Origin of the sequence: Segatella paludivivens DSM 17968 = JCM 13650 (assembly GCF_000373185.1) — a bacterium.
In the GTDB taxonomy this organism is placed as follows: domain Bacteria; phylum Bacteroidota; class Bacteroidia; order Bacteroidales; family Bacteroidaceae; genus Prevotella; species Prevotella paludivivens.
The window spans coordinates 23,501-40,010 of record NZ_KB890630.1 but is presented as its reverse complement, the minus strand read 5'-3'; the positions used below and the strand labels follow the sequence as shown (position 1 = coordinate 40,010).

General features: G+C 36.2%; 10 protein-coding genes and 1 riboswitch. Of the genes, 7 read left to right on the top strand and 3 right to left on the bottom strand.

Annotation, left to right across the window (positions count from 1 at the left end; translation table 11 throughout):
- Positions 1-24: 24 nt before the first annotated feature.
- Complete coding sequence (locus B045_RS0102835; protein ID WP_018462759.1) at positions 25-1,458, top strand: MFS transporter; 1,434 nt, start codon at positions 25-27, stop codon at positions 1,456-1,458.
- Between the two features lie 137 nt (positions 1,459-1,595).
- Here the strand turns inward: B045_RS0102835 and B045_RS0102830 are convergent, their stop codons facing one another.
- On the bottom strand, positions 1,596-2,333 hold the full coding sequence (locus B045_RS0102830; protein ID WP_018462758.1) for a nitroreductase family protein: 738 nt from the start codon (positions 2,331-2,333) through the stop codon (positions 1,596-1,598).
- A 201-nt stretch (positions 2,334-2,534) separates the two neighbouring features.
- Here B045_RS0102830 and B045_RS0102825 point away from each other — a divergent pair, with 201 nt between their 5' ends.
- From B045_RS0102825 to B045_RS0102800, 6 genes are all read left to right on the top strand, one after another.
- Entirely contained in the window at positions 2,535-5,120 is a 2,586-nt protein-coding gene (locus B045_RS0102825; protein WP_018462757.1) for an adenosylcobalamin-dependent ribonucleoside-diphosphate reductase, read from the top strand.
- A 3-nt stretch (positions 5,121-5,123) separates the two neighbouring features.
- Positions 5,124-5,507, top strand: a complete 384-nt coding sequence (gene folB, locus B045_RS0102820) for a dihydroneopterin aldolase (protein ID WP_018462756.1) — start codon at positions 5,124-5,126, stop codon at positions 5,505-5,507.
- A 52-nt stretch (positions 5,508-5,559) separates the two neighbouring features.
- Entirely contained in the window at positions 5,560-6,792 is a 1,233-nt protein-coding gene (locus B045_RS0102815) for an N-acetylmuramoyl-L-alanine amidase family protein (protein ID WP_018462755.1), read from the top strand.
- 16 nt (positions 6,793-6,808) lie between these two features.
- A complete protein-coding gene (locus B045_RS0102810; RefSeq protein ID WP_018462754.1) occupies positions 6,809-7,708 on the top strand; it encodes an MlaD family protein in 900 nt (299 codons plus the stop codon).
- 369 nt (positions 7,709-8,077) lie between these two features.
- Positions 8,078-9,481 (top strand): chromosomal replication initiator protein DnaA, encoded by a 1,404-nt coding sequence (dnaA, locus tag B045_RS0102805; RefSeq protein ID WP_018462753.1) that lies wholly within the window; start codon positions 8,078-8,080, stop codon positions 9,479-9,481.
- Between the two features lie 145 nt (positions 9,482-9,626).
- Entirely contained in the window at positions 9,627-12,050 is a 2,424-nt protein-coding gene (locus B045_RS0102800) for an alpha-L-arabinofuranosidase C-terminal domain-containing protein (protein WP_025883790.1), read from the top strand.
- A gap of 1,223 nt (positions 12,051-13,273) precedes the next feature.
- Here B045_RS0102800 and pnuC read toward each other — a convergent pair.
- Both pnuC and B045_RS0102790 read right to left on the bottom strand, forming a co-directional pair.
- Complete coding sequence (gene pnuC / locus B045_RS0102795; protein WP_018462751.1) at positions 13,274-13,882, bottom strand: nicotinamide riboside transporter PnuC; 609 nt, start codon at positions 13,880-13,882, stop codon at positions 13,274-13,276.
- Positions 13,882-16,248, bottom strand: coding sequence for a TonB-dependent receptor (locus tag B045_RS0102790; RefSeq protein ID WP_018462750.1), 2,367 nt, complete (start codon positions 16,246-16,248; stop codon positions 13,882-13,884). Before B045_RS0102790 ends, pnuC begins: the two co-directional genes overlap by 1 nt.
- 79 nt (positions 16,249-16,327) lie before the next feature.
- Positions 16,328-16,427, bottom strand: a riboswitch (TPP riboswitch).
- Between the last annotated feature and the right edge of the window lie 83 nt (positions 16,428-16,510).

The window sequence follows — 16,510 nt, the reverse complement described above, 5'->3', positions numbered from 1 at the left end:
CTTTCATACCTAATAACAACGAAAATGAGCAACTTAAATTCTGGTTCAGATGGTAATGCTATGACAAAGTACCGCTGGACCATAGCAGGTCTACTGCTGTTTTCTACTACCGTAAATTACATGGATCGTAATGTGATAGGCTATCTTAAAGACTATTTCTGCGATCCTAATGGATTCGGTTGGACATCTACAGATTATTCAATACTAACTTCTGTTTTTACCGCTTTTTATGCAGGTTTTACATTGATAGTTGGTTTTATAATTGATAAGATTGGTACGCGACTAGGACTTGCAGCTTCTTTGATTTTATGGTCAATAGCAGGCTTCTTCAGTGCTGCTGCTGGTAAAAGTCTTGGTGCTCAGTTGGCAGCACGAGGCTTATTTGGAGCAGGAGAGTCTGGTAACTTCCCTGCATCCATTAAGACTGTAGCAGAATGGTTCCCAAAAAAGGAACGTGCACTTGCTACTGGTATCTTTAATTCTGGTTCAAATGTAGGCGCAATGATTTGTGCTCTTGCCATTCCGCCAATTCTTGCTGCATGGAATCCTTCTGTTAATGGTCATCATCTTTTTATGGGACTGTTTCATGGTTGGCAGATGGCTTTCATTATAACTAGTCTTATTGGCTTTATTTGGTTGATATTCTGGTTCAAGCTATATGCTTCACCTGCTGATATGCTGAAAAAGGGTAAGATCAATCAGGCTGAATTTGATTATATCAATAGTGATGATGAATCTGTTAAACCTGTAGTTGAATCAGAACATGATGTTCCTGCAAAGAAGATTCCATGGTATAAAACGTTATGCTATCGCCAGACTTGGTCTTTTGTTCTTGGTAAGTTCATGACTGATGGTATATGGTGGTTCTTGCTCTTTTGGTTGCCTACTTATATTAAACAGCAGTTCTGTTCTAATATGACTCCAGATGATACTAAATATACAGTGATGATTTCAACATTTGTTGTGTTTGGTATAGCTATTATCGGTTCTGTTTATGGTGGTGCTCTTCCAATGTCGTTTATCAACAAGGGATGGCAGACATATAAAGCGCGTATGACCTCATTATTAATTATAGCATTCTTCCCATTACTTCTTGTCTTCACTCAGACTGTTGCTAAGTTTAATGGAATGAACGGACTTATCGCTGCTGTCGCTGTTATAAGTATTGCAGGAGCTGCTCATCAGGCTTTCTCTGCAAATTTATTTACTACAGTTTCTGATATGTTCCCAAAGAAGGCTGTTGGTTCTGTTACTGGTATTGGTGCAGCAGCAGGAGGACTCGGCGGTGTCTTTGTTCAGATAATGGCTGGACGTCTTGAAGACTACTACCGTGTAACTAATAATGGTGATGTATCTACAGCTTACGCAATCATGTTTGGTGTTTGTGCTTTTGCATATCTTATTGCATGGTTAATGATGAAGGTACTTGTTCCAAAGTATAAACCAATTGCAGAATAATGTGATCATGAAATTATAATTTCATGAATTTCTAAATATAAAGTGCCCCCCGAAAGTCATAAAACTTTCGGGGGGCATATTGTAATGTTACTACCTATTTAATATTTGTATTGAATAATTTGAAAAGTTTATATTTATTAAATGAAACCTTGTTTTTTTAGCGCATCAATCATTCCCTTACTCATTGCCTGATTGTCTTTTTTAGTATATCTTATATCCGTGAAGATTTGTGCAAGTGTTTCTTTCTTGTTTATTTCAACGAACTGAATATTCTCTTTAAGATTTTCTTTCTCAGTATAATAATCATTTATTTTCTCTGGCGTGTAGTCTTCATAACGCTCATTGTGTATAATAGCACTTAACGGAAGTCTGTCTGATATGTTTGGCTCCTCATCAGGCCATCCTAATGTTATCGTAGCAATAGGAAATACAAGCTTGGGTAATTTTAAAGTGTCTATGATCATTTGTGGCATATAGATGGTTGTGCCAAGATAACATGTTCCAAGTCCTTCTTCTTCGGCAAGATTGCAGAAAGACTGAGTGTATAGTAACGCATCTGTTGAAGCATTCATGAATGATAGAAAATTATCATATCCAGGTTCTGCTTTTCTGTTCTCAGCCCATGTGCTGGTACGTCGAAAGTCAGCACATATAGTGAGTACAACTGGTGCTTCAGTCACCATAGGTTGATTGAAGTGAGCAGGTGCGAGAGCTTTTTTGCCATCTTTGCTACGTGTAACAATGACGCTATATAATTGTAGATTACCCATAGTAGGCGTATGCTCTGCTTCTTCAAGTAACTTGTTAAGTAGTTCTTCGCTGACAATCTTATCAGAGTATTTTCTTATAGTTTTTCGATTTCTTATTGACATCATAATATTATAAGTTTTATTTTTAACTTCGCAAAGTTACTAAAAATAATTTGCAAGTTGCTGATTTTGTGAAACTTTTGATTTTTACTTCAAGCAAAAGTTTTCTAAAAGGAAAATTTATTTGAAAAAATAACATGGTAATCATTTCATTATATCAAAATATTATCCTATATTTGCAATTACAATTTACTGTATTTACAAATAATGGAAAACAATAAGACCTTCTCTTTTGAGGATGCGTTTAAGGCAGCCTTGAAGTACTTTGGTGGTGATGAACTTGCTGCAAGAGTATGGGTGAACAAGTATGCGATGAAGGATAGCTTTGGTGCAATCTATGAGCAAAGTCCTGTGGATATGCATTGGCGTATATCTAATGAAATCGCCCGTATAGAAAATAAGTATAAGAATCCGATGTCTGCTCAGGAGGTTTTTGAACTTCTTGATCATTTCAGATATATTGTTCCTGCTGGTAGTCCAATGACTGGTATTGGGAATAATCATCAGGTGGCAAGTCTGAGTAACTGTTTTGTTATCGGTCTTGATGGTGACGCAGATAGTTATGGTGCAATCATGCGAGTTGATGAGGAACAGGTCCAGTTAATGAAGCGTCGTGGTGGAGTAGGACATGATCTTAGTCATATTCGTCCAAAGGGTAGCCCCGTAAATAATTCAGCACTTACATCTACAGGTCTTGTTCCATTCATGGAAAGATACAGTAATTCTACTCGTGAGGTTGCGCAGGATGGTCGTCGTGGTGCTCTTATGCTGTCAGTAAGTATTAAGCATCCTGATAGTGAGGCATTTATTGATGCCAAAATGGAAGAAGGTAAGGTTACTGGAGCAAATGTTTCAGTGAAACTTGATGATGATTTCATGAAGGCTGCCGTTAGTGACAAGCCTTACATGCAGCAATGGCCTATTTACGCAGAGACACCTAAATTTAAAAAAGAAATATCTGCTCGTAAGTTGTGGGAAAAAATAGTTCACAATGCATGGAAAAGTGCCGAACCTGGTGTCTTGTTTTGGGATACAATATTGAAGGAGAGTATTCCTGATTGTTATGCCGATTTAGGTTTCCGTACAGTAAGTACAAACCCATGTGGTGAAATTCCTTTGTGCCCTTATGATTCATGTAGGTTGCTAAGTATCAATCTTTATAGTTATGTTGATTATCCATTCACAAAGAATGCTAAGTTCAATTTCGATAAATTCAAGAAACATGTGCAGTTTGCGCAGAGAATAATGGATGACATTGTTGATCTTGAAATGGAGAAGATTGACCTTATAATGAAAAAAATAGCTAATGATCCTCAAAGTGATGAAGTTAAGGGCTCTGAATATAATTTGTGGAAGAAAATACAGCGTAAGAGCGGTATGGGAAGACGTACCGGCGTTGGTATCACAGCTGAAGGTGATATGCTTGCTGCAATGGGACTTCGTTATGGTACACAGGAAGCAACCGACTTCTCTGTTATTGTTCATAAAACATTAGCAATTAATGCTTATCGTTCTTCTGTTGATATGGCAAAAGAACGTGGAGCCTTTGAAGTTTACGATGCAAAGCGTGAGGAGAAAAATCCTTTCATAAATCGTATAAAGGATGCTGATCCTGAATTATATGCTGATATGGTGAAGTATGGTCGTAGAAATATAGCATGCCTTACTATAGCTCCAACAGGAACAACTTCTTTGATGACTCAGACAACAAGTGGTATAGAGCCTGTATTCATGCCTGTATATAAGCGTCGTCGTAAAGTTAATCCTAATGATACTGATGTTCATGTAGACTTTGTTGACGAAGTAGGAGATAGTTTTGAAGAATACATAGTTTATCATCGTAAGTTCATAGAATGGATGAAGGTGAATGGTTATGATACTGATAAGAAATATTCTCAGGAAGAAATAGATGAACTTGTTGCAAAATCTCCATATTATAAGGCTACAGCCAACGATGTAGACTGGCTTATGAAAGTCAAGATGCAGGGTGCAATACAGAAATGGGTTGACCATAGCATCTCTGTTACAGTAAATCTACCTAATGATGTAGATGAGGCTTTAGTTAACAGATTATATGTTGAGGCTTGGAAGAGTGGTTGCAAAGGCTGTACTATTTATCGTGACGGTAGCCGTGCAGGTGTGATGATTTCTGTATCTAAGAAGGATAAAAAAGAAAGCGGACATGCAGAGGGGGCAGATGTTCAGGAAGATAAACCTAAGGAACATCCTTGTGAACAACCTGAAGTTACGGAAGTTCGTCCTAAAGAATTGGAATGTGATGTAGTTAGATTCCAAAACAATAAAGAAAAATGGGTCGCATTCGTTGGACTACTCAAAGGTTATCCTTATGAAATATTTACTGGTCTTCAGGATGATGAAGAAGGTATCATATTGCCAAAGAATATCATTAAGGGAAAGATAATAAAGTCTACAAATGAGGATGGTTCCCATCGTTATGATTTCCAGTTTGAAAATAAACGTGGATATAAGACTACAGTAGAAGGATTGAGTGAAAAGTTCAACCCTGAATATTGGAACTATGCAAAACTTATTTCAGGTGTGCTAAGATATCGTATGCCTATTGATCATGTACTCAAGCTCGTTGCTTCTCTCCAGTTAAAAGATGAGAGTATCAACACTTGGAAAAATGGTGTAGAGCGCGCTTTGAAAAAATACATAGTTGATGGTACAAAGGCTAATGGTCAGAAATGTCCTGTTTGCGGACATGAGACGTTGGTCTATCAGGAAGGTTGTCTGATTTGTACTAATTGCGGTGCAAGTAGATGTGGATGATATATGATAATTAAAGAAAGTTACATAACACTTACTGACCTGCGGTTTCATGCCTTTCATGGCGTGATGCCGCAGGAACGGTTAACGGGAAATGATTATAGCGTGAGCCTTAGGATTGGTTATCCAGTCTTTGATGCTTGCTTGTCAGATGAAGTTGATGATACGTTGAATTATGCTTCTGTTTATGATATAGTTTCTCAGGAAATGAATGTGCCAAGTCAGCTTCTTGAGCGTGTGGCATATCGTATTGCTGATAGGTTGTTCAGAAAGTTTAATTTGATAACTGAATTAGATATAAAACTTAACAAGCTTAATCCTCCTTTCGGTGCAGACTGCTATGGAGCTGGGATTGAACTTCATTTAATAAATGATAAAACCGAACCGTAAAGTTAGGTTTTCTAAGTATTTTTTATTATTTTTGCGAAGAATATACTGGTATATGAGTAAAAAGAAGGTATTCTTACTGATAACGATGTTGTTGTTTACTGTTACACTACTAGCAGCAAACCATAAGTTTACACTTGTAATAGATGCTGGACATGGTGGTCGCGATCAAGGTGCCCCAGGTCTTTATTCAAAAGAGAAAGATCTTACATTGAAATACGCTTTGGCGTTTGGTGATTATGTAGAACATAATTGCCCTGATGTAAAAGTTATATATACACGTAAGACAGATGTGTTCCTTGAACTTGTTGAGCGTGCAAGAATTGCGAATAAGAATAATGCCGACTTGTTTATGTCGTTTCATATTAATGCCGTTGATGGTTCTAAGACTGCTCACGGATTTCAAAGTTACACATTAGGACGAGGTGAGCATACTGGAGATAAGGGAATAATGCAGAATCTTGAAGTTGCAAAACGTGAGAACTCTGTAATTTTTTTAGAGAAGGATTATAAAACAGTATATAAAGGCTTTGACACAAATTCTGCCGAAACTGACATAATGTATGAATTCATTGTTGATCATAACCGTGCTAGAAGTGTAGAGTTTTCACGTATGTTACAACAGTACGTATGTAATTCTACAGGACGTCAAAATGGAGGCTCACATCAAAATAATCTTGCTGTGCTGAGACTAACCTCTATGCCTAGTTGCCTATTGGAATTAGGATTTATATCATCTCCTGATGAAGAGGCTTTCATGAATTCAGACGAGGCTGTACCAATGTATGTAAAAGGTATATTCAACGCGTTTATGAAATATAGACAGAAATATGATACTGATATATCTGTTCCATATAAGGCTCCTGATAATGATGATAATCCTGTTGTAGATTTACCTCAGGTGGTCCCTCCTTCTTATCAAAATAGTGGAGAGGATAAACCAAAGATTGAAACTAAGCGTATTCGTAGAGTAAAGCGCGTACCACTGGTTGTTAAGAAAGAAAATAGTAAGGACTCTGATAAACCAATATTTAAAATTCAGATTCTTGTTAGTAAGGGACAACTGAAAAACGATGATGGTCATTTTAATGGACTAACAGACATTAGTTCATATACAGAAAACGGCATGATTAAGTATACTTATGGAGCGTCGTCAAACTATAATGAAATATATCGTTTACGTAAGCAGATATTAGATAAATTCCCAGGTGCTTTCATCATAGCATTTAAAAACGATGTAAAGATGGATGTAAATGCTGCCATAAAAGAATTTAAGTCAAATAGATAATTGATTAAGATAAAATATGAAATTTACAAAGGAAATAAAAATTGCACTTGTTGCCGTATTTGGTATTCTTGTGCTATTTTTTGGACTCAACTTTCTCAAAGGTATGAGCATCTTTTCAGATGATAATACTTACTTTGTTTCGTTTAAGGATATTAGCGGCTTGTCTTCTTCTAATCCAATTTATGCTGACGGATATAAGGTCGGAGTTGTGAAGCATATCAACTATGATTATGATAATAATGGCAATATTATTGTACAGATAGATTTGAATAAGGATTTGCGAATCCCTAAGGGGAGTTCGGCAGAGATTAATAGTGATTTAATGGGCAACGTAAAGATGAATCTACTGTTGGCAAATAATCCACGAGAGCGAATTAATCCTGGGGATACAATTATTGGTGGTATGAACACTGGCCTAATGGGGAAGGTTGCTGCTTTAGTTCCTACTGTTGAGAAGATGCTGCCAAAGATAGATAGCATTCTAACTAGAGTCAACACCCTTTTGGCTGATCCTGCAATCGCACATTCATTGCACAATATTGAGGGTATAACAAATAATCTAAATACAACATCGCAGCAATTAAATATTTTAACTACAGGTTTGAACAAAAGTGTTCCTGGCTTAATGCATAAAACTGATGGTATTCTTACTAATACAAATAAGTTTACTTCAAATCTTGCTTCTGTAGATGTTGCCGGAACTATGGCACAGGTTGATGAAACAATTGCAAACTTAAAGTCTTTCACTAATCAGCTTAATAGTAAGGATGGCACTCTTGGGCATCTAATGAATGATCCTGCTCTTTATAACAATATGAATAGGACAATGATTAGTGCTGATTCTCTATTGATTAATGTTCGTCAACATCCAAAGAGATATGTTCATTTTTCTGTTTTTGGAAAGAAAGATAAATAAATATGAATTTGACTTTAATTAAAATTAGTCTAAATAATAGATAGCGATGTTTCACGGCTTTCGGTAGATACCGGAAGCCGTGTAATATTTAATGTTTAGCTATGATTTCAACAATGTTTCACTATTAAAGTGTTCGGTATGGTAAAAATAGCTGTAATGCTCATAAAATCAACACTTTGCAAATTTGCAACACAGTCACTTTAAGCTAGTTTAATGTTAAATGCGTAAATCGCACTAAATGAGTGATTTATAACGTAGCTTCGTAAAATTATTAAATTATACGATTTGCTTTTATGATTTTCTTTTATTAAATTTGCACTCGCAATAATGCTATAAGTCGAAAGACATACAATTTATTATTTTTTATAGATGAAAGTAAATCCTAATAACTGTTGGGGTAAGGCTCTTGAGCTCGTTAAGCAAAACGTCACGCCTCAGCAGTTTGAAACATGGTTCAAGCCTTTAGTCCTTGAAAATTTCGACGAAAATACAAAGACTATATTGGTACAGGTACCCAGCCCGTTTGTGTATGAGTATCTGGAGGAGAACTTTTTGGGTTTGCTAAGAACGGTTCTTTGTCGTACTTTTTGTGAAGGTGCACAACTTGCATATAGGGTAGTTACAGATAAAGAAAATAAACTCACACAAGATATCGAGGCAGATCCTGCTGATGCTGAGCCTAAGAAATCATATAATCATGCAAATCAGCCACCTTCATCTCTTGACGTGGCTATGCCTCAGGAAATTGATTCTCAGCTTAATCCACATCTTACTTTTAAGAATTATGTTGAAGGTTCAAGTAATAAGTTGCCAAGAAGTGTGGGTATGTCAATAGCTGAGCATCCTTCTACTCCTCAGTTTAATCCAATGTTTATTTTTGGACCTTCTGGTTGTGGAAAGACTCACTTGATGAATGCTATTGGTGTTCACTGCAAACAGATGTATCCCGAGAAGCGTGTACTTTATATCAGTGCTAGACTTTTTCAGGTACAGTATACAAATGCAGTGTTACAGAATACGATTAATGATTTCATCAATTTCTATCAGACTATTGATATGCTTATTGTTGATGATATTCAGGAATGGGCTACTGCTACCAAAACTCAAGATACATTCTTCCATATATTTAATCATTTGTTCAGAAATGGTAAGAGAATAATTCTTGCTAGTGACCGTCCTCCAGTCGAACTGAAAGGTATGAACGAACGTCTTCTTACTCGTTTCTCTTGTGGACTGATTGCAGAATTGGAAAAACCGAATGTAGAACTTTGTGTAGACATATTAAACAATAAGATTCGCCGTGACGGATTGCATATTCCTGTTGACGTGATTAGTTTTATTGCATCAACAGCAAATGGAAGTGTTCGTGATCTTCAAGGTGTCATTAATTCTCTTCTTGCATATAGTGTTGTGTATAATTGCGATATTGACATGAAACTTGCAGAAAGAGTCATTAAGAGGGCTGTAAAGATTGATGACAAACCACTTACAGTTGATGATATATTGGATACAGTTTGTAATCATTTTAATGTCACTACTTCTGCCGTAAACGGTAAGAGTCGTAAGCGTGACCTTGTTGTTGCGAGACAGGTGTCTATGTATCTTGCTCAGAAATATACTAAGATGCCTGCTTCTAGAATTGGTAAACTCGTTGGCAATAGAGATCATTCTACTGTTATTCATAGTTGTTCTCAGATAGAAAAACGACTTAAAGTTGATGTTGCTTTTAAGGATGAACTTAGTTCTATTGAAACGTCTTTTAGACTAAAGTAGTACTTATATTTTTCAATTATATAAATGATATCTCCAGTCATATTGACTGGAGATTTTTTATGTGTTAAACATTGTGATATTTGTATTTTGTATTAAATAAAAGTGTATATTTGCCACTAAATCTATTAGTAACCAATTATTTTGCATGAGAACTAAAAATTTATTATTTTCAGCTATGTTGATGATGGCTATGCAATCGTCAGCTCAAGTAAATATCAATGTTGATGTTTACAATAAAGGTGTTGTTATGTCTCCTAATCTGTATGGAATCTTTTATGAGGATATTAATCATGCAGCAGATGGTGGATTGTATGCCGAGCTAGTCAGGAACCGTTCTTTTGAGGATAGTAATTCCGAAGCTGTGGCTTGGAACTCTGTTGGCGGAGCTACAATGAAGCTTGTTAAAACAGGCTTGTTGAATAAGGCACAAGCGCAAGCTTTAGAGGTTGACTTTGCTGGAAATGGTAAAGCTTCAGGTATTAACAATGATGGCTATTGGGGAATTAATGCTGTTCAAGGACGCACTTATAAACTGTCTTTTTGGGCTAAAGGTAACCTTGATGGTAAGTTGAAGGTATGCCTTGGTAATGAGAAAAAAGTAGTTGCCGTTACAGAAATTTCTGATATTGTTACCGGTAACTGGAAGAAATATAATGCTGAATTTACTTGTCAGGAAAATCAGCCTAATTCTCGCTTATGGATAACTTCAGAAGGCAAAGGTAATGTTGTGTTTGATGTTGTTAGTTTGTTCCCTCCTACATTCAACAATCGTGAGAACGGATTAAGATCAGACTTAGCTTCTATGTTGCTAGCACTTCATCCTAAGTTTTTGCGCTTCCCTGGTGGTTGTTTCGTTGAGGGACAGGAAAGTCCTGAAAATGCTTTCCGTTGGGAACGTACTATTGGTCCTGTTGAAGAACGTACTGGACATAAAAATGTAAACTGGGGATATCGCACAAGTGACGGTCTTGGTTTTCATGAGTATTTGCAGATGGCTGAAGATTTCGGTGCTAAGCCTCTTTATGTCGTAAATATAGGTATTTGGCATGGCGGTTTTACACCGTTGAAGAAAATTCAGCCATGGATTGACGAAGCTTTGAACGCTTTAGAATATGCGAATGGTCCTGTTACATCAAAATATGGTGCCCTTCGTGCTAAGAATGGTCATCCAGAACCTTTCAATATTGAGTACTTGGAGATTGGAAATGAAAATAACCAACCTGATCAAAAGAATCTGAGTGATAAATACTATGAACGTTTCAAACTTTTCAAGAAAGCAATCTTGGCAAAGTATCCTAAAATGCATCTGATTGGTGATGTTGCTGCATGGGGTACAGATGATCCTAGATGGAATAATCCTGAGAAGGCGGAACTTGTTGATGAGCATTATTATCGCAGTCCAGCTTGGTTTGCACACAACTTTAATAAATATGATAGTTATCCACGTGATGGACAGGGGATATATGTTGGAGAATATGCTGTGACACAAGGATTTGGAGTAAATGGTTCTCTTGATGCCGCTTTGGGTGAGGCAATATATATGATGGGAATGGAGAAAAATTCTGATGTTGTTAAAATGGCATCTTATGCTCCTATCTTTGCTAACTTGAATGATTTGAAGTGGCGACCAGATATGATTCAGTTTAATTCAAGCAATGTTTTTGGAACCCCTTCATATTATGTTCAGAAGGTTATGGCTGATAATGTCGGTACTCGTGTTCTCAATGTAACTATGAATGATCCATATACTAAAAAATTGATGGCACGAACTGTTGCTCCTGAAGTAAGTAAGTTTGGATTTGCTACATGGGGAACCAAGGCTTCTTTCAGTTTCGACAGTTTCTCTTCTGAAAATGCTTCTCAGATTAGTGCTGATGCAACAAAACCTATGCTTGAAATTAAAGGTGATTGGAAATCAGATGGTAATATAGTATCACAGACTTCTGACAAGGAAGGTTGCCTTGACATTGTGAATGCTGATATTAAGTCTAACCAATATACTCTTAAAGCTAAAGCACGCAAAGATGGTGGTGCTGAAGGATTCATCCTTGTATTCAATTATGTTGATAAGGATAATTACAGTTGGATTAATTTTGGTGGTTGGGGAAATACTCAGCATGGACTTGAACAGGTCGTTAATGGTTCTAAAATGCAACTTGCTTCTAAACGTGGTAGTGTCAAGACCGGTAAATGGTATGATATTACTTTCAAGCAGAATGGTGACAGTATAAAATGCTGGTTGGATAATGAACTTGTTTTCGATACCAAACTGCAACAGAATACTGCATTGGGAGTGTTCTCTACTGCTTCTTATGATGAGAAGACAGGTGATATTATCGTAAAGGTAGTAAATACAACAGCTGAAGCCAACCAAACAAATATAAACCTTGGCAATTATAATGCAAAGTCAGCTAAGTTGATATCTTTGTCTTCCTTGAAGGGTACTAATGAAAATTCTATTGATAATCCAACTAATGTTTATCCAATGGAACATTCTTTGAGTCCTGAGGGTGGCATTGTTTCTCTTGAAATTCCAGCTTACTCTTTGAGTATTGTTAGAATAAAGTAATATACTATATACTTATATAATCGTCTGAAAACAAATGTTTTCAGACGATTTTTTGTTAGTTTTTGACGCCTACAATGTTCGTCGTGTTGCCATAAAAATATTTTTTTTAGTAAAAATAATCCAATATCCTACATGTTTTTGCATAACGTTTTGTTATTCAATTTATTAGCTAATGTATGATAGTCTAAAAACATACATGAAATGGAGTAATAAGGCCCTTATTACTCTGTAATCCTACATGCTTTGCCGAGTGATAAGGGCTTTATTACTCAATAGCGTAACGAAAAAGGTGTTTTCATTTCTGTTGCGCTGACAATAACCTGAGAATTAGTGTACACATTTGCGACTATACCTCCTGAAACACTATACATTATTTTAAAACCGATACTGAAAGCCTTTAAACATGATGATTGGTTGGATATACATTTAGAATAGACTTGTATTTCTGACCAACAGATATTCTTCTTAATTTAAATCCATGGTTTGGCAACAGACGTCTCTGATTTGCGAGTGATAAATTCTCCCAAACCTTGTTTACTTCATTGACATATTTGTCAAAAGTAATTGTTTTATAGATAGTAGATAATGTGAATATTATAAATAAAATTATGTATATTAGTTTTTGAAAAATTGATCTTAGATCATGTTGATTAGCTATGTTTCCTATTTTATCGTAGAAATCGTTTAAAAACCATGTATGATTCATGTATGAAACATGTATGATGTTGCTCTATCATACATTAGTAAACTTGCTGATTATAAAATATTTATACGTTTTATGTATGTTATGTATGTTTTTTCAAACATTTTTAATTTTTTCATTTTTCAATGATTAGGATAGTAATGTAAAGGTAATTATTTGTCATTAATATTCAAACCTTTTGCCGTAAAATATAAATGGCTTAGAATCTACTAGAATATTTGTTTCTAATTCGTTTATGCTATGATTTTTCTGTGATTAGTTTGCTTTATCTATTGTACGCAATATGAACAAAAAAATAGCGCTGCAATCTCACGATTCCGGCGCTAGGTATTTACTAAAATAAATTAACTCAAGTGTGTTTGACTTCTTTCTCACGAGTTCTGCCAAACTTGTAATATATATGCGAAAAATTATTTTCTATTTGTATTTGATATAATTACATATCAATTGCAAATATATAGTATTATTTTCAATTTATCAAGTTATTATGATAATATTTTAAGAATTATAACAGTATTAACTATCTACGTTCTCTTGATAAATTCACATCAATAGCTGATTTCCTCCATTTATAATATCCTGCTATCGCTATACAGACGTATAAACCATACAGAATTGCTTTGAATGGAAGTCCTTTATAAATATAGAGATAACAGCTGATTGCATCAACTAAAATCCAGAATAGCCATTGTTCTACATACTTTCTTGCCAAAGCCCACAACCCAACGAAACTCATAGCGTTTGTAAATGCGTCAAGCACAGGCACGTTTGAATCTGTATAATTTTTCAGAATCCAATATATTATTCCCCATGCAATGAAAAAGAAGATTGTAGCTGGAATGAATAGCTTCTTTCTCATGTGAGTAATTGGTAATACTTCGCCTTTCTTTTGTCCGTTCTTCTTGCCGAATTTCCATATTGCATATCCATATATGGCGGCTATTGTGTAATAAGCAGCCATGCCAGAGTCTCCATATAATCCATGACTTGCGTATAGCCAGATGTCAAGTGCTGGCATGATAATGCCGATTATCCATAGTAATATACTAGCACGATACTCAAGCCAGATGTAAACTAGCCCGAGTATCGTTGTAAATATATCTAATCCGTGTGCGAGTATAAAATCCATTAGAATTTTAGTGTTATATATCCCATAGCGGTAAATCCTGCATTAGGAATGAATCCTATTTGATAATAGCGATTTTCATTTGGATGATTGTATGAGTCTATGATTGATGAGTATACCCATCCACTTGAAGCATAGTGACGGTCGAAGATATTATTGAAGTTTGCACCAATAATTAATTCTTTCATACCAATCACTTTCTTTGAAATCTTAAATGTATAATTTAGATTAATATCTGTTTGTGAATAGCAAGGCAGTGAACGGTCGCTGTTCTGTGTATTGTCAAGATATTGACTGCTTACGAAGTTAGTGTGCCATATTGCTTGTGCGCCACGATAGTGGATATTCACAAATCCGTTTAATATCGTTGAAGGAGAGAAGGCTAGGGTAGAGTTGTCATAGTGTATTGTACGGTATGAATCATCCCAGTCTACACTTGCAGATTCATCAAAGTTCTTGATCTTGTTTTTGCTAAGTGCGGCGTTGCCTTCAAAGGTCAACCATGACAAAGGACTCCAACCAGCTGTTATTTCTGCTCCCATGCGATAAGAACTCTTTACGTTTGTTGTAAGGTTCTCGCCGATGTCACTCTTTGCACCAGTCTGTACAAATTGATTGCTGTAACCCATGTAGTACAGGTTTACTCCTGCGTACCATTTGTTACCAGTGTATTCATATCCTAGTTCAATGTCAGTAAGACGTTCTGGGGTAGGGAAAGGATAACTTCCGTTATCTGTGAAGTTATTACGCTCAGGCTCACGGTTGCTATATGCAATTGAGGCATAAGCCTTATGGCCATTGTTCATATAAGTGATACCAGCCTTTGGATTCACGAAGTTGTAATGTTCGTTAATATCAAGTCTTTGGTTGCTATATGTTCCGTCGCTGTTGCTTAAAAACTTGTCATTGATACCATTTGTCTTGTATTCAACAAGTCGCAACTGTATATCCATGAAAGCATCCCAATAATTATTGAAGTGATAGTCTGCTTTGAAGAAACCACTGTAATCATATTTATGAGCATCTGAATCGTAATATTTATATTTTCCGTTAGAAAAATATTTGTTCTCCATCTCTTGGTTGGCAATATAGGTAATATCACCAAAATGATTTCCGTGGAACTGCTGTAGGTTTACACCTCCTGTTACATTCCATGTTCCATCATTATAGTTTACGTTGTATATGGCTCCGTAAGTGTTTCCTGTTAGTCCTTTCTTACGAACAAAGTCGGTCTTCTTTACAGTTTCTCCGTCTGAAGTAGTGAAGTTTGGAAGTCCAAATTTCTTAAGTTTGTTATTTGGACGGAACTCCTTATAATATCCATAATCGTAAGTATAGTGTATAGCAATGTTATGACTCCAATGTTCGCTTGGTTGCCATACTGCAGAAAGAATATTATGGTTCTGATAATAATTATCCGTGGTCTTATCCCAATAACTTCCATCATTCATTTTGTATCTTTCAGTTATGTAGTTCCCATTAGCATCTTTTGCAAAATTACCTTTATCGTCATATTTCAGAGCTTCGTAAAGATTATTAAATTTGCCAAGGCCAGCTTCGTACATATCTTTATATGTCTTCACACCGTAGTCCATGAGTGACATATCGTTGTCACCAGCAGTGACTCCATTCCAAGCCTGACCTGTTTTCTCGAAGTTACCAATGTTTTTGTATCTTATCTGAAAATTGTTGCCTATCCATGTTAGTCCACCATAATATGAACCAGAACGTCCGCCTGTTCCGTGAATGTATCCATCTGTAGCTGTCTCATGGTATGCACCATCAAATATAAGATGTTTCCCCATAAGTCCTGTAGAAAAGTTCGCTCCAGTGTTGTATGTATTGTATGAACCGTACGAACCTGTTAGTTCAAAACTTGGAGTATACGATGGTGCTAGTGTTGCCAATGATACTGTTCCACCAAAAGCTCCGTCGCCATTTGTTGAAGTTCCTATACCACGTTGTATCTGTGCACTACGTATAAGCGTTGCATAACTGTTCATGTTTGCCCAGAAAACAGTCTGGTCTTCAGGAGAGTTCAAAGGAACTCCGTCAAGAGTTACGTTTATTCTGGAATCAGCCGCACCACGAATGCGAAGATGAGCTGTTCCTGTACCTAATCCGTTTTCTCCCCAACCTATTACACCTGGTGTTTGAGCCAATAGAAAAGGTAATTCCTGACCAGTCTTAGAGAATGTTTCAAGTTTCTCTTGGTTAATGTTAGCTACAGCATAGGGAGCGTTTTTCTGCGCTCTTACTCCGTTGACAACAATATCTTGTAGGTTTACCGTCTTTACGGAATCTGTTGTTTCAGCCTTTGTAGCGCCAGTGGCTAACAAAGCTGCAATGATAATTAAATCTTTTTTCATTAAGCTTATTTGTTAATACCTAAATTTTTGTCTTACGTTATCGTCTGTTTGCGATAGGGTACTATTATAGAAATAAACTCGTGGATTTTGTTGTCGTTCCTGCGTCGGCATTATCCGTTTCAGGTTCCATGGGTCTGATCTCAGCATCCGCAATAGCGGTAGCACCCCTTGACATTAATTTCTTTATGTCGATGCAAAAGTAATTAAATAATGTCATACTACCAAAAAAACTTTCATTATAATGCTTTTTGTAGAATTTGTA

Excerpts from the sequence above, each read along its gene's own strand:
- B045_RS0102810 (WP_018462754.1), top strand. The coding sequence starts at position 6,809 with ATGAAATTTACAAAGGAAATAAAAATTGCACTTGTTGCCGTATTTGGT.
- dnaA (WP_018462753.1), top strand. The coding sequence starts at position 8,078 with ATGAAAGTAAATCCTAATAACTGTTGGGGTAAGGCTCTTGAGCTCGTT.
- B045_RS0102830 (WP_018462758.1), bottom strand. The coding sequence starts at position 2,333 with ATGATGTCAATAAGAAATCGAAAAACTATAAGAAAATACTCTGATAAG.
- B045_RS0102800 (WP_025883790.1), top strand. The coding sequence starts at position 9,627 with ATGAGAACTAAAAATTTATTATTTTCAGCTATGTTGATGATGGCTATG.
- pnuC (WP_018462751.1), bottom strand. The coding sequence starts at position 13,882 with ATGGATTTTATACTCGCACACGGATTAGATATATTTACAACGATACTC.
- folB (WP_018462756.1), top strand. The coding sequence starts at position 5,124 with ATGATAATTAAAGAAAGTTACATAACACTTACTGACCTGCGGTTTCAT.
- B045_RS0102825 (WP_018462757.1), top strand. The coding sequence starts at position 2,535 with ATGGAAAACAATAAGACCTTCTCTTTTGAGGATGCGTTTAAGGCAGCC.
- B045_RS0102790 (WP_018462750.1), bottom strand. The coding sequence starts at position 16,248 with ATGAAAAAAGATTTAATTATCATTGCAGCTTTGTTAGCCACTGGCGCT.
- B045_RS0102815 (WP_018462755.1), top strand. The coding sequence starts at position 5,560 with ATGAGTAAAAAGAAGGTATTCTTACTGATAACGATGTTGTTGTTTACT.
- B045_RS0102835 (WP_018462759.1), top strand. The coding sequence starts at position 25 with ATGAGCAACTTAAATTCTGGTTCAGATGGTAATGCTATGACAAAGTAC.